Below are 13998 nucleotides of genomic sequence, written 5' to 3'. Positions count from 1 at the left end.
CGCATAAGGTAGAAATGAACTTGTACGAAAGGGAGGAGACGGTTTATGTTGACGGTCACGGTGGGGAAGCTGCTCGAGGAAAAAGCGCAGTTGCATCCGGATCATGAAGCGGTTGTTTATGCAGATCGCGGATTACGGATGACGTATAGGCAATTGAATGACTACTCCCGTCTAGTGGCGCGCGGGTTGATGAAACTTGGCATTGAAAAAGGAGAAAATGTGGCGATTTGGGCATCGAATGTGCCGGAATGGATCGCTTGTCAATTTGCAACCGGAAAAATGGGAGCGGTGCTTGTTACGGTCAATACGAACTACCGCGCCGCAGAATTAGAGTATTTATTAAAACAATCCGATTCGACGACGCTCTTTTTAATTGAACAATATCGCGACTCTTCTTACGTGGATATTGTTTACGAAATTGTTCCGGAGCTGCGCACATGCGAGCCTGGAAAGCTTAAGTCTAAGCGTTTGCCAAAATTGAAAAATGTCGTGTTAATTGGAGATAAACGATATCCGGGGATGTTTACGTGGAACGACATTCTGGCGATGGCGCATGAGGTGACGGAAGAACAGCTTGATGAACGGATGAACTCGCTCGATCCGCATGATGTCATCAACATGCAATACACCTCAGGAACGACAGGATTTCCAAAAGGCGTAATGCTCACCCACTACAATATTGTCAACAATGCCTATTATGTTGCGCAATGTATGAAACTCACCAAAAATGACCGCCTCTGCATTCCAGTGCCGTTCTTCCATTGTTTCGGCTGCGTGATGAGCACATTGGCATGCGCTGTGGTTGGGGCAACGATGGTGCCAGTGCAGGAATTTAACCCGAAACAAGTGCTTAAAACCGTGGAAGCTGAAAGATGCACGGCCTTGCACGGGGTGCCGACGATGTTTATTGCCGAATTAAACGATCCTGATTTTGAAAAATATGATTTATCAACGCTTCGCAAGGGAATTATGGCCGGCTCTCCTTGTCCGATTGAAGTGATGAAAGCGGTCATGGAGAAAATGGGAATGAAAGAGATTACGATTGCTTACGGTCAGACAGAATCATCGCCGGTGATTACACAGACAAGAACGGATGACCCGATTCACTTGCGCGTGGAAACAGTCGGGCGAGCGTTGCCAAATGTCGAAGTGAAAATCGTTGAGCCGGGCACGAATAAAGAAGTGCCGCGCGGCGTGCCAGGGGAATTATGCACGCGCGGTTATCATGTGATGAAAGGCTATTACAAAAATCCGGACGCGACAAAAGAAGCCATTGATAAAGATGGATGGCTGCATACAGGCGATCTGGCCACGATGGATGAAAATGGATATTGCCGTATTACCGGACGCTTAAAAGATATGATTATTCGCGGTGGAGAAAACATTTATCCGCGCGAAATTGAAGAGTTTTTATACAAACACCCAAAAATTTTAGACGTTCAAGTCATCGGTGTACCGGATGAAAAATACGGCGAAGAAGTAATGGCATGGATTATTTTGAAAGAAGGAGAAACGGCGACAGCGGAAGAAATTCGCGAGTTTTGCCGCGGGAAAATTTCCCGTCATAAAATTCCACGTTATATCGAATTCACCGATTCATATCCGATGACAGCTTCCGGAAAAATTCAAAAATTTAAATTGCGGGAGATGGCGAAACAGCGTCTTGGATTAACCAATTAAACAGTTGCCGTCAAGCGGCGCTTCGTCTTTGAAGCTCCGCTTGACAATAAAACAATGACATAAAGGAGGTTGCCATGTTTTCAAAAGTATTAATCGCCAATCGTGGAGAAATTGCGGTACGTGTCATTCGTACGTGCAAAAAATTAGGAATTCAAACGGTTGCCGTTTATTCGGAAGCCGACGCCGATTCGCTCCATGTTCAGTGGGCGGATGAAGCGTATCTTATCGGTAAGCCGCGCGTTAGTGAAAGCTATCTAAATATCGAGAAAATTATCGAGGTTGCGAAAATGACGAAAGCGGAAGCAATCCATCCAGGGTATGGGCTGCTGTCGGAAAATCCAGAATTTGCCCGCCGTTGCGAAGAAGAAGGAATTGTCTTCATTGGGCCGAAAGCAGATGTGATCGCAAAAATGGGAAGTAAAATTGAAGCGCGAAAAACGATGGCAGAAGCTGGCGTTCCGATCGTTCCAGGCATTTCGTTTCCGCTCAAAGATATCGATGAAGCAGCAAAAACAGCAGAAGAAATTGGCTATCCAATTATGTTAAAAGCTTCGGCAGGCGGCGGCGGCATCGGCATGCAAATCGTACGCAATGAAGAAGAGCTGCGCAAAGCTTTCGAAGGAAATCAAAAGCGCGCTGCTTCATTCTTTGGCGATGGTGCGATGTATTTAGAAAAATATATTGCCAACCCTCGCCATATCGAAATCCAGCTTCTCTCTGATGAACATGGAAACTGCATTTATTTATGGGAGCGCGAATGTTCGATTCAGCGCCGTCATCAAAAAGTCATCGAAGAAGCACCATCTCCGTTTTTAGATGAAGAAACGCGGCGGAAAATGGGGGAAACGGCAGTAAAGGCGGCGAAACATATCGGGTATACAAACGCGGGGACGATTGAATTTTTAGTCGATGAGCAAAAAAACTTTTATTTTCTTGAAATGAATACAAGATTGCAAGTTGAACATCCGGTAACAGAAGAAATTACCGGTCTTGATTTAGTCGAGGAACAATTGCGCATCGCTTCGGGGGAACCGCTCCGTTATAAACAGGAAGACATTCGCCGCGACGGCCATGCGATAGAAGTGCGCATCTATGCGGAAGACCCGAAAACGTTTTTCCCATCTCCGGGGAAAATCACGGCCTTTGTGCTGCCGCAAGGTGAATACGTGCGCAATGAAACAGCGGTGCAAAGCGGCATGACGGTCACGCCGTTTTACGATCCGATGATCGCCAAACTGATTACAAAAGGAAACGACCGCCAAGAAGCGATCGAGCGCATGGTAGAAGCGCTAAACAACTACCAAATTGAAGGAATTAAAACAAACATTCCAATGCTAAAAGATGTGCTTTCCCATCCTGCGTTTCAAGCGGGAGACACAACAACCAACTTCGTAGAAAAACACTTGCAAACAACAACGACAAAATAAGAAGAAATGGGGGAAGAAAACAATGAGTCAAGTAGTCGCATCAATGGCAGGAAGTGTATGGAAAATTGTCGTATCGGTAGGAGACAAAGTAGAAGAAGGGCAAGATGTCATCATTTTAGAGTCGATGAAAATGGAAATTCCGGTCGCCGCTGAATCTTCCGGGGTCGTTAAACAAATTCATGTGCAAGAAGGGGACTTCGTCAACGAGGGCGATGTGCTTCTCGAACTAGAGTAAGAGGTGAAATGCAATGAACAAATGGCCAAAGCAAGTTACGATTAAGGAAGTCGGTCCGCGCGATGGCCTGCAAAATGAAAAAACGGCAATCTCGACAGAAGATAAAATCGCCTGGATTAATCAATTGTCCAAAACCGGACTCACCTATATCGAAATTACTTCATTTGTCCATCCGAAATGGATTCCGCAACTTTCGGATGCATTGGAAGTAGCGACGAGAATTGAACGGGCACCAGGCGTGACGTACGCCGCGCTCGTTCCAAATCAAAAAGGATTGGAAAAAGCGCTGGCGGCACAAGTGGATGAGGTAGCGGTTTTTATGTCGGCGAGCGAAACGCATAACCGCAAAAATATTAATAAATCGATTGAAGAAACGTTTCCGGTGCTAGAAGAAGTGGTTCGAGCAGCGAAACAAGAAGGGAAAACCGTACGCGGCTACGTATCGACCGTATTTGGCTGCCCGTATGAAGGAAACGTATCGGTCGAACAAGTCATTCGCGTTTCTGAACGTTTGTTTGACATGGGAATTGACGAACTTTCTTTGGGCGATACCATTGGTGTCGCTACGCCAAAGCAAGTACAAGAGCTGCTTGAAATCGTCTTAAAGCGGTTTCCAAAGGAAAAGCTTGCGATGCATTTTCATGATACGCGCGGCACGGCGCTAGCGAATATCCTTATTTCGCTCGAGATGGGGATTACCACTTTTGACAGCTCTCTCGGCGGGTTAGGAGGATGTCCGTATGCACCGGGCGCATCAGGAAATGTGGCGACCGACGATTTAGTATATATGCTTCATGGCATGGACATTGCCACGGGAATTGACGTCGGGCGTCTTACGGAAGCAGCGCTGTTCATTCAAGAGAAAATCGGCCGCCCGCTTTCAAGCCGTTACTTGCAAACGATTTCTACGTAAAAAGGGGGCAATCATATATGTCAGAACTTGTTCAATACACGGCACTGGAAAACGGGATTGCGATCATTACGTTAAACCGTCCTGAATCGGCAAATGCGCTATCGACGGCATTGTTATATGAATTATCGCATCTTCTTTACGACCTCGCTTTCCGGCGGGACGTTCGCGTTGTCATTTTTACCGGAGCAGGTGAAAAAGTATTTTGCGCTGGAGCTGATTTAAAAGAGCGCTCTGGCATGAACGAAACGGAAGTACGCAAAACGGTGGCGCTGATTCGTGAAACCATTAATCAAATAGAACAGCTCCCGCAGCCGGTGATTTGCGCGCTAAATGGTTCCGCGTTTGGCGGAGGGCTTGAGCTTGCGCTTGCGTGCGATATTCGCGTTGCCGCAGACACGGCGCAGCTTGGTCTTACGGAAACATCGCTTGGAATCATTCCGGGAGCGGGAGGGACGCAGCGGCTTCCGCGCCTAATCGGAAAAGGGAAGGCGAAAGAATTAATTTTTACAGCAAAACGCATAACCGCTAAAGAAGCGGAACAAATCGGTCTTGTTGAATACGTTGTACCGCGCGAGCAACTGATGGAAAAGGCGATGGAAATCGCCGAACAAATCGTAGTGAATGCGCCAATCGCCGTCATGCAAGCGAAAATTGCGATCAACCGCGGTTTAGATGTTGATTTAGCGACAGGATTGCGCATTGAACAAATGGCATATGACATCACTATTCCAACAAAAGACCGTCTCGAAGGACTGCAGGCGTTTAAAGAAAAACGAAAACCGGTCTACAAAGGGGAATAGGGGGAAGGCACATGCAAACAAACGATGTGATGAACAAGCAAAACAAAACACTTACAGAGCAATTGACGGAGCGAATCAAAAAAATCGAACAAGGAGGAGCTCCAAAATATCACGAGAAAAACGCCGCACAAGGGAAACTGTTTGTCCGTGACCGCTTAAAATTATTGTTGGACAACGGACTGGAATTTGAAGACGCTCTCTTTGCGAACTGCCTAGCTGATGGACTCCCTGCCGATGGCGTTGTTACAGGAGTCGGAAAAATTAACGGTCAAACGGTATGCGTAATGGCGAATGACTCTACGGTGAAGGCAGGTTCATGGGGAGCGCGCACCGTTGAAAAAATTATTCGCATTCAAGAAACCGCGGAAAAGCTTCGCTGCCCTATTCTATATTTAGTGGATTCTGCTGGCGCGCGCATTACTGACCAAATCGAAATGTTCCCGGGCCGGCGCGGCGCAGGAAGAATTTTCTATAACCAAGTGAAATTATCAGGAAAAGTGCCGCAAGTCTGCCTCTTGTTTGGGCCATCTGCAGCTGGCGGGGCTTATATTCCGGCGTTTTGTGATATTGTCATTATGGTGGAAGGAAACGCGTCGATGTATTTAGGTTCGCCGCGCATGGCGGAAATGGTGATTGGGGAAAAAGTAACGCTCGAAGAAATGGGCGGCGCCCGCATGCATTGCACCGTTTCTGGATGCGGGGATGTGCTCGTAAAAACGGAAGAAGAGGCAATCGCCTACGCCCGCCGTTATTTATCGTACTTTCCAGCAAACTACAGCGAAAAACCGCCAGTAGCGGAAGCGAAGCCGCCGAAAGCATTTGAAAAGACGATTGAAGAGATCATTCCGGAGAACCAAAACGCTCCGTTTAATATGTACGATCTCATTGAGCGCGTGATCGACGAAGGATCGTTCTGTGAAATTAAGAAGCTGTTCGCGCCGGAATTAATTACAGGATTGGCGCGCTTAAACGGACAACCGATCGGGATTATCGCCAATCAGCCGCGCGTAAAAGGCGGTGTCCTGTTCCATGATTCTGCTGACAAAGCGGCAAAATTCATCACTCTTTGCGATGCGTTTAACATTCCGCTTCTCTTTTTAGCGGACATTCCTGGGTTTATGATCGGGACAAAAGTCGAGCGCGCCGGAATTATTCGTCATGGCGCGAAAATGATTTCAGCAATGTCGGAAGCGACTGTCCCGAAAATTTCCATTATCGTGCGGAAAGCGTACGGTGCCGGACTTTATGCGATGGCAGGGCCGGCGTTTGAGCCAGATTGTTGCTTAGCGTTTCCAAACGCGCAAATCGCTGTGATGGGTCCGGAAGCAGCGGTAAACGCCGTGTATGCAAATAAAATTGCGGAATTGCCAGAGGAAGAGCGAGCGGCATTTGTTGAGAAAAAAAGAGAAGAGTACCGCCGCGATATCGATATTTACCGTCTCGCATCCGAAATGGTCGTTGACGGCATCATCGCTCCGAATAACTTGCGAGATGAGCTAATTCGCCGTTTTGATGCGTATATGTCCAAGTATATGACGTTTTCGGAACGAAAACACGGTGTATATCCGGTTTAAAGTTTTAAAGCTAGTTGCCGGAAAAAACAAATAAATGTATGAGTAAAATTATTGTGGGCAAAAAATTAGGAGGCTGTCTCAAAAGGTTATCTAAATCGACCTTTTGAGAGTAGCCTCTGTTTCGATGATGTATAAAATTTTGTGTAAAGCATTTTACTAGATCAAAAAAGTAGGGTATTCTCCGATTGGAACAAAAACATTCCAGAGAAAGGAGAACCCTATTTCTAAAGGTATACAGAATGGTGACAGGGCAAATCAACTATCTAGAAATGGTTCCAAAGTTTGGGTTGCTAAACAAATATAAATTAAAATAGTTGGGACGTTATTCCTAATAAAAATGAATATTTATACTTATCTACAATTTCGGTTGTAAATCATATATAATTAAATCAACAAAAACAATTACATATAATTAAACATTCGGAAAAATTATTCCCAAAACCCGTAGTGCTAGTTAGTGCTAGTTGAATCTTAACGATCAACTAGCCCAAGAACAACAAGCAAGTTCATTTTAAGGAGATCCTCATGCAAGGGCTATTTTTATGCTTGTCTGATTGGTATTCTAAAATGTCCATTTATTATGGAGGCGAATATGTCATTAAATACAGATTTCTCTACTGCTATTGTTATTTGTATTATTACTGGTTTATTATTTATCCTTGTTGGTTGGCTTATTTGGAAAAAAAAGAAATTAAAATTAATTGCTGGGTATGATGAAAAACAATATAAAGGAGATAAGAATAAATTAGCAAGGGTGATGGGAATATATTCGATTACTCTTGGGGTTATTATAATAATTTTCCCTTTTCTAATGGAATATCTTGGTGACTGGTCTTCATGGATATTAATTGGAATTATTGTGTTTTTAACGTTATTCACTTTAATTAGAGTCTATTTTAAATGAATGCAAAATATGAAATAAGGCGAATTAATTATTGCCCATTGTGATAGTTGGTGTCCTCTCTGTGTGCAATTCAAAAAATGATTGTCCATCCTAGGATTTACTTCTCCTTGAACGAACCAAAAAAAGTTCCATAAGGCCTTTACTGAATCCTAAATAAATTATCCCCTTGCAAAACAAAAAAAGATTTTGTATTATAATAATCACCAAAAATCATCTGCTGCGTTGCACGTTGAAGAATGAAGTTTCAACCGATGGCAATAGAAAGGGAGTTCTATATCGAAACGGGAATGTCATGCCTCCCTACTTTGGTAGGATCGAGGACGACAGGAACGTTTCTGCGAACACCCACCTGGTGGAGTGTGGTTGAGAAACTGCATTCAACCAACGGCAAACGCGGCAATATGCATGTGAAAATGAAAAAGCCGATCTCTTACATAGAGATCGGCTTTTCTCATGGATATTTTTATTGAAAGCCGAAACTCTTCCTCTTTTCTTATTATCGTTATCTATGATGTACGAAAAATGGGGTGATGTTTCGAATCGTATAAAAGTGAAAGAAAAAGGGGGATTCGGTTGGAACAAAGCCGATGGCAAACGAGAAAAAACAAGAGGAAATCATATTGGAAGAGAGCGGGAATCATTGTTGCTCTTTTCCTTATTGGCAGCTACATTGCCGTTCAAGCGTATATTGCGACTTAGAGATATTAGCAAACTTGATCATCCGCTGCCTGCTCCAACCATTATTTATGATCAAAACGGCCGCGTGGCGAGTAAAATTTCCGCATCCAAGATGGAAGCCGTATCGATAGAGCGCATTCCAAACCACTTTTTAGAAGCGATCGTCGCCACGGAAGACCGCCGTTTTTATGATCATGAAGGAATTGATTATTTCGGTATTTTGCGGGCGCTCGTCCACAATATGAAAGCTTTAGAATGGGCGGAAGGCGGAAGCACCATTACACAGCAGTTAGCAAAAAACGTGTTTTTAACGAATGAAAAAACGTTGCATCGCAAATGGGAAGAATGGTTTATCGCGAAAAAAATCGAGCGAACGTATTCGAAAAAAGAGATTTTAGAAATGTACGTCAACCGTGTTTACTTTGGCGAAGGAGCATGGGGCATTAAAAAAGCGGCGGAGACCTATTTTGGAAAAGATGTTTCCGAATTAACGGTAAGCGAATCCGCGTTGTTAGCAGGGCTGATTAAAGCCCCGTCCGCTTTATCGCCAGTCAGCCATTATGAAAAAGCGATTGCCAGAAGAAACGTTGTGCTTCAGCTGATGAAGGAACAAGGATATATGGATGCACAAACGTTTTTGCGCGCCAAGAAAGGAGGTCTATGGCTTATTTCGGTTCGAAAGGCTGGCTCGTCCAGCAGTTGAAAGAGGCGGGAATTCGCTATCATCCGGTGGAAAGAAAAAATTAGAAACATATAAAACAGCTATATTATTATATGGACTGTATCAAAAATATGTAAAACAAAATCGATAACCGAACGATACAATCGTTCGGTTTGTTTTTTGCGCCAAAATAGGTCATCATAAAAAGGAAGGGAGGTTGATTGATGGTAATAAAAAAAAGATTTGTCGTCGAAGAACATGAGACGATTGACCAATGTCTGGAGCGTATAAAAGCTGAAGGATATCGCCCGATTCGCCGCATGGAACGGCCGATTTTCCGTGAAGTGAAGAAAAATGGAGAAACGGTCATTGAACCATGTGGAAGAATCATCGAGTTTGAAGCTGTCTTAAATGAATAAACGAGAATACCAAAATAGGCATTCTCGTTTATTGCTGCAAATCGTGCGTTTTTTTCGCTTCATCATGATTCCCGGCCGGATTGCCGCTGGATGCTTCGTATCCGACTCGATATACGTAGTTTTTTGGCGCGTTGATCACGTTATCCATGTTGTATTGATCTAAATCTTGTTGGAATTGACGTTTGCTCGGGTGTTTTTCCATCGTGTCTCCTCCCATATTTTCAAAACTTCCATCCATAGCATGCCCAACCCCACTCCCATTCATCAAAAATTATGAATGGTTCATTTTTTATGGATATTGCAGCCAAATCGAAATATCGTTAAAATGGGAATAGTAATGATGACAGAAAAAGGAGAGTCGAACATGATTCATCGTACTTGGTTAGAACGCCCAACGTTAAAAAAAGTGAAATGTGTACATACAAACGCGGAAAAATACATCGTTAATCATGTGTTAACACCAGGGAAAATATATGAAGTGAAAAACGAAACTGAAGAGTTTTATTTTATTATTGATAATACCGGAAAAATTGGCGGATTTTATAAAGACTATTTCGAGGAAGTGCAAGAGGCGAAGTAAGGGCAGGCAAATTCAGCGTTCTATGAATCGTGAGATCATTGCTCGATGAATGCTATCAAGCTATAAAGGCAGTCTTCTTTTATCAAAGAAGACTGCCTTTTCGCCTATTAGGAAGCGAACGATTTCTCTTTCGGCAACCACCATGTAAGCACCCCAAACAGCGGAAGGAAACTGCATAATATCATAAGAGTATTTAAATTATACAAATCAGCAATTTTTCCAAGAACCACGGCCCCAAGCGCTCCCATCCCAAACGCAAGGCCAACGATCAGCCCCGACGCCATGCCGACATTTCCGGGAAGCAATTCTTGGGCATACACGACAAATGTGGAAAAACTTAATGATAAAATAAAACCGGCAAGAAAAATGACAGGCAGTACCCATGCAAGTGGAAGATATGGAAGCATGAGGGCAAACGGCGCCGTGCCGAGCGTCGAAAACAACATTAAATTTCGTTTTCCAAATCGATCCGCCAGCGGCCCGCCTACAAATGTCCCGATGGCTCCGGCGATCATAAAAACAAACAAATAAACTTGTGCTTCTTGAATCGGCACATGATAGTGTTTCATCAAATAAAATTGATAATAATTGGAAATGCCGGCCGAGTACCATGACCTTGCAAACACTAAAAAGATTAATAGCGTTAAGGCAAACATGATATTTCGTTGCTTTTTGACATCGCCTTTTTCTGCCTTGGTTTGTTTCTGAACCGTTTCGTATTCTTTAAGACGGAGCGAATACCAGCGCGACACGCGAAACAAAAGAACGATGCCAAAAGCAGCAATCGCGGTGAACCAAGCTGCGCCTTTTTGCCCAAACGGAACAAAAATCAGTGCTGTAAATAATGGAGCAAGGGCATTTCCCGTATTCCCACCCACTTGATAAATGGATTGGGCAAATCCTCTTTTTGCTCCTGCGGCAAAATATACAACGCGCGACCCTTCGGGATGAAAAATCGCTGAGCCGAACCCTACAAACAAGACGGATAATAAAACAAAGAAAAAATGCGGTGCAAACGCAAGCCCAACCATGCCAAGCAAGCTCGCTGCCATTCCGAGCGGTAGGAAGTAAGGAGAGGGGGTTCGGTCCGTAAAAAAGCCAACAACCGGTTGCATCACCGAAGAGGTCATATTTAAGGTAAAGGCGATCCATCCAATTTGAGTATACGATAAATTCATGGATGCCTCTAAAATCGGAAACAACGCCGGAACGACCGCTTGCATCGAGTCATTCAATAAATGGCCTAAACTAATCGCGATTAAAATGGGATATACGGTTGTTTGCACCCCCGTGACACGTTGGACATTCACTTGCATTTCTCCATCCCCCTTATCGTTTTCAAAAAAAATCCCCTTCGCTTAAAGCGAAGGGAGCCATTTATTCTTTATTCCATTATAACCCATTTGAAGGTGATTGCAATAACATATGTTTACGTTCTAGCCAAAAATGATCGAAGATGCATCACTGTCTAAATTTCTCTTTTCCAGACGTATCAATGGAAATTTTTACTTTAATCTTTTTTAAATTTTCGTCTGTTAATGGAATCTTTCCGTTTTCGGAAAACTTCTTCCAATCTTCTGGTTTTTTGCGATACATCGCTTCAGAGAGGTTAAGGATATCCATATCGTATTTCAGCCCCAATTTGTAGAGGCTTCTTATTTCCTCTTCCACCGTTTTTTGCGCCAAGCGAATTAATTGTTTTTCCGTTAATTTTTCTCTTAACTCCACTACACTTCCTTTGCCGGATACCTTGATGTTAAACACGGGAGTATTTCCTTTGATTTGGTAGGAAATTTTGGATTTAGGTTTAAGAATGACGATCGATGCGACCACTTTGTTTCCTTTTTTTACATAAATGGGAGTTCTGCTTATATCTTTTTCCATCCACCTGATTCCCAGCAACTTGGAACGATCGATACATTGTTGAAGCTCATAATGGTCAACAAAGCAAATTCCTTTTACATTTAACATCGGTTTTTCTTTTTCATTTTCCGCCCAACTACGCGAAGCAATGTTGAGATAAGGGAGTCGTGCAGTTTTTGAATCTTCATTCATATCAGCGACAAAGCGATTTAAACGAATCGGCCGAATAAATGAACTTTGTTGAAAAAGCTCCTCAGGATTGGATAACAAAGAATAGAATGGAGTTGTATGCAAAAGTGGTGTTGCCTCAAAAATTTTTTTTAATGGCTCATCTGTCGCATAAACCCATAGTGTAGGCCTAATTTCGTTATATCGGTCTAAAATGTCCAAGACGTCTTCTAATACTACTTTCTTCAAGGCTCTTTTTGTAAACACGATACTTTTCACATGCCCCCATGATACCATTCGTTGAATAGAAGTATACAACTTATCGGTTGCAATATTAAACGTTTCGCCTGTGAATCTTCCAACGGCAACGGAGGTTTTTTCTTGGGCGCCTCCAGTCTCGACTTTCGCCAATCCGGTAAAGCTAATGAGCTGCACATAAACGATAAAATGATGATCCTTATAATCAACACCTATTGCATCAATATAAACAAGTTGATCAATATTGCGCGCTCCCCAGCAGCCTGTTAACAAGAATATAGAGATGATAAAGGGAAAGGCGGGTTTGAAATTCAATTCGCTTCCCCCCTTGGTGTATCGTCCTGCGGTTTTAGCAAATCTGCTCTCTTTTTAAATTGTTTCCATCCATTCGGGATTAAGACTTTCCAAATATCCCTGGTTGGAGGAGAGAGCGGAGTAAGATACGGTATTCCGAATATTGTTAAATTTACCATGTATGTTAAAATTATAAATAAAGAAGCGATAAACCCAAAAAACCCTAGTGCAGAAGAAGCGGCTAAGACAAAAAAACGCAATAACGTCACGGTTCCCGCCAAGTTTTGATTCACTAATGTAAACGTGGCGATAACGGAAATGGCCGCAACAACAAGGCTTCCTGGTGTGGATAAGCCAGCGTTGACAGCCGATTGTCCAATAATCAATCCGCCGACAACCGATAACGTTTGCCCAATCGCTAACGGCAAGCGCATGCCCGCTTCTTTAAAGATCTCGAACAACCCCACCATGATAAACGTTTCTAGTGGAACAGGCAACGGCACTCCTTGCCTGGAAAGCACAACCGTTCCTAAGAGAGTGAATGGCACTTCTTCTGGGTGAAACGATAATAACGCGACCCAAAATCCAGGTAAATAAATAGACACGGAAATTCCCATGGTGCGAAGGAATCTCTGAAAAATGACGAAGAAAGGTGATGTAACGTTATCTTCCGATGTATTTAGTAAAAACAATAAGTTTCCTGGACCAATAATGACGGTGGGAGCACCGTCTAGCAGGATGATAAATCTTCCATTTAATAAACAATTCACTGCAAAATCCGGCCGTCCTGTGTAGGCAAATAACGGAAACAGCGAGAACCGTTTATCGCCAATCTGCTCTTCCAACTGATTGGTGCTCGTAAGAGAATCAATATTTACCTGTAAAATTCTTTTTTTTACCTCATGAATCATTTCGGGATTGGCGATGTCGTCAATGTACATTAATCCCACTTTTGTTTGGCTTCTTGTTCCGACGATAAATTGTTCATAACAGAGCTTATGGGATTTGATCCGCTTACGGATGAGCGCGACGTTTTTCGAAATTTCCTCAATAAAACCGTCTTTCGGACCGCGGATCGACACCTCCGTGTTCGGCTCTTCCGGGTCGCGGTTCGGTGGATTGGCAAGCGTAAGGGAATATAAAACATCCGCTTCTTGAAAGTAGATTAATAAATCACCGCTAAAGAGAAGATAGTTCAGATCATCGATCAGCACTTCTTTTCCAAGCAATTCCATTGGCATCAGTTTGTTTGTTTCAATTTCCTCCACCGACTGGCAAGGATATTCGCGGCACATTTCGCGAAACATTGGAAATATGACCTGTTTCATCTGCTGAGAGTCACACAGCTCCTCACAATAGACAAACACTAAGGTAAGCGTGCCGCTTGCGGTTTTTGCCGGTTGAATCGTCGAGGTAAGAATCGCGACATCTTTACAATGAGAAAAATGATCGCGCAACGTTTGCTCGGAAATGATGAGTGTTTCCTGTCCGCTATGATCATTTGGATTATTTCTGACTTGCGGCGCTCTGGAAGGAATTTGCAT

General features: G+C 43.4%; 14 protein-coding genes, 1 other RNA gene and 1 pseudogene. 12 read left to right on the top strand and 4 right to left on the bottom strand.

What is annotated here, in order from left to right; genetic code table 11:
• Positions 1-45 precede the first annotated feature (45 nt).
• The 11 genes and pseudogenes from B9L23_RS11820 to B9L23_RS11770 all read left to right on the top strand — a co-directional run bounded on the left by B9L23_RS11820 (position 46) and on the right by B9L23_RS11770 (position 9291).
• Entirely contained in the window at positions 46-1680 is a 1635-nt protein-coding gene (locus B9L23_RS11820; RefSeq protein WP_089097722.1) for an AMP-binding protein, read from the top strand.
• A gap of 74 nt (positions 1681-1754) precedes the next feature.
• A complete protein-coding gene (gene accC, locus B9L23_RS11815; RefSeq protein WP_089097721.1) occupies positions 1755-3107 on the top strand; it encodes an acetyl-CoA carboxylase biotin carboxylase subunit in 1353 nt (450 codons plus the stop codon).
• Between the two features lie 22 nt (positions 3108-3129).
• Positions 3130-3342, top strand: a complete 213-nt coding sequence (locus B9L23_RS11810; RefSeq protein ID WP_015864019.1) for an acetyl-CoA carboxylase biotin carboxyl carrier protein subunit — start codon at positions 3130-3132, stop codon at positions 3340-3342.
• Positions 3343-3355: 13 nt separating this feature from the next.
• A complete protein-coding gene (locus B9L23_RS11805; protein WP_089097720.1) occupies positions 3356-4255 on the top strand; it encodes a hydroxymethylglutaryl-CoA lyase in 900 nt (299 codons plus the stop codon).
• 17 nt (positions 4256-4272) lie between these two features.
• Positions 4273-5055 (top strand): enoyl-CoA hydratase, encoded by a 783-nt coding sequence (locus B9L23_RS11800; RefSeq protein ID WP_089097719.1) that lies wholly within the window; start codon positions 4273-4275, stop codon positions 5053-5055.
• 11 nt (positions 5056-5066) lie between these two features.
• On the top strand, positions 5067-6629 hold the full coding sequence (locus B9L23_RS11795; RefSeq protein ID WP_089097718.1) for an acyl-CoA carboxylase subunit beta: 1563 nt from the start codon (positions 5067-5069) through the stop codon (positions 6627-6629).
• A gap of 592 nt (positions 6630-7221) precedes the next feature.
• Positions 7222-7533: a DUF3784 domain-containing protein gene (locus B9L23_RS11790; protein ID WP_158268585.1), complete on the top strand. Its 312-nt coding sequence runs from the start codon at positions 7222-7224 to the stop codon at positions 7531-7533.
• A gap of 211 nt (positions 7534-7744) precedes the next feature.
• A non-coding RNA gene (gene ssrS / locus B9L23_RS11785) (6S RNA) lies at positions 7745-7936 on the top strand.
• 105 nt (positions 7937-8041) lie between these two features.
• A pseudogene (locus tag B9L23_RS21550) lies at positions 8042-8755 on the top strand (transglycosylase domain-containing protein); the annotation flags it as partial.
• 116 nt (positions 8756-8871) lie between these two features.
• Complete coding sequence (locus B9L23_RS21775; RefSeq protein WP_223812279.1) at positions 8872-8958, top strand: DUF2639 domain-containing protein; 87 nt, start codon at positions 8872-8874, stop codon at positions 8956-8958.
• A gap of 138 nt (positions 8959-9096) precedes the next feature.
• Positions 9097-9291 carry an NETI motif-containing protein gene (locus B9L23_RS11770; protein ID WP_081189336.1) on the top strand — a complete coding sequence of 65 codons (195 nt, stop codon included), beginning with the start codon at positions 9097-9099 and terminating at the stop codon, positions 9289-9291.
• 28 nt (positions 9292-9319) lie between these two features.
• Here B9L23_RS11770 and B9L23_RS20470 read toward each other — a convergent pair whose 3' ends face one another.
• A complete protein-coding gene (locus B9L23_RS20470; protein ID WP_169712565.1) occupies positions 9320-9493 on the bottom strand; it encodes a hypothetical protein in 174 nt (57 codons plus the stop codon).
• A gap of 162 nt (positions 9494-9655) precedes the next feature.
• On the opposite strand from B9L23_RS20470, the gene B9L23_RS11760 reads away from it, so the two are divergent.
• Positions 9656-9871, top strand: a complete 216-nt coding sequence (locus B9L23_RS11760) for a DUF6501 family protein (protein ID WP_062677696.1) — start codon at positions 9656-9658, stop codon at positions 9869-9871.
• 107 nt (positions 9872-9978) lie between these two features.
• Here B9L23_RS11760 and B9L23_RS11755 read toward each other — a convergent pair whose 3' ends face one another.
• From B9L23_RS11755 to B9L23_RS11745, 3 genes are all read right to left on the bottom strand, one after another.
• Positions 9979-11187, bottom strand: a complete 1209-nt coding sequence (locus B9L23_RS11755) for an MFS transporter (RefSeq protein ID WP_062677695.1) — start codon at positions 11185-11187, stop codon at positions 9979-9981.
• A 145-nt stretch (positions 11188-11332) separates the two neighbouring features.
• Positions 11333-12475, bottom strand: coding sequence for a Ger(x)C family spore germination protein (locus B9L23_RS11750; protein WP_081189334.1), 1143 nt, complete (start codon positions 12473-12475; stop codon positions 11333-11335).
• The gene (locus tag B9L23_RS11745) at positions 12472-13998 is read right to left on the bottom strand and encodes a spore germination protein (RefSeq protein ID WP_081189333.1); all 1527 of its coding nucleotides are present in this window, start codon (positions 13996-13998) and stop codon (positions 12472-12474) included. The genes B9L23_RS11750 and B9L23_RS11745 overlap by 4 nt, the downstream gene beginning before the upstream one ends.

Source organism: Parageobacillus galactosidasius (assembly GCF_002217735.1).
GTDB classification, from domain to species: Bacteria; Bacillota; Bacilli; order Bacillales; family Anoxybacillaceae; genus Parageobacillus_B; species Parageobacillus_B toebii.
This window is presented reverse-complemented; position numbering and strand designations above follow the sequence as displayed.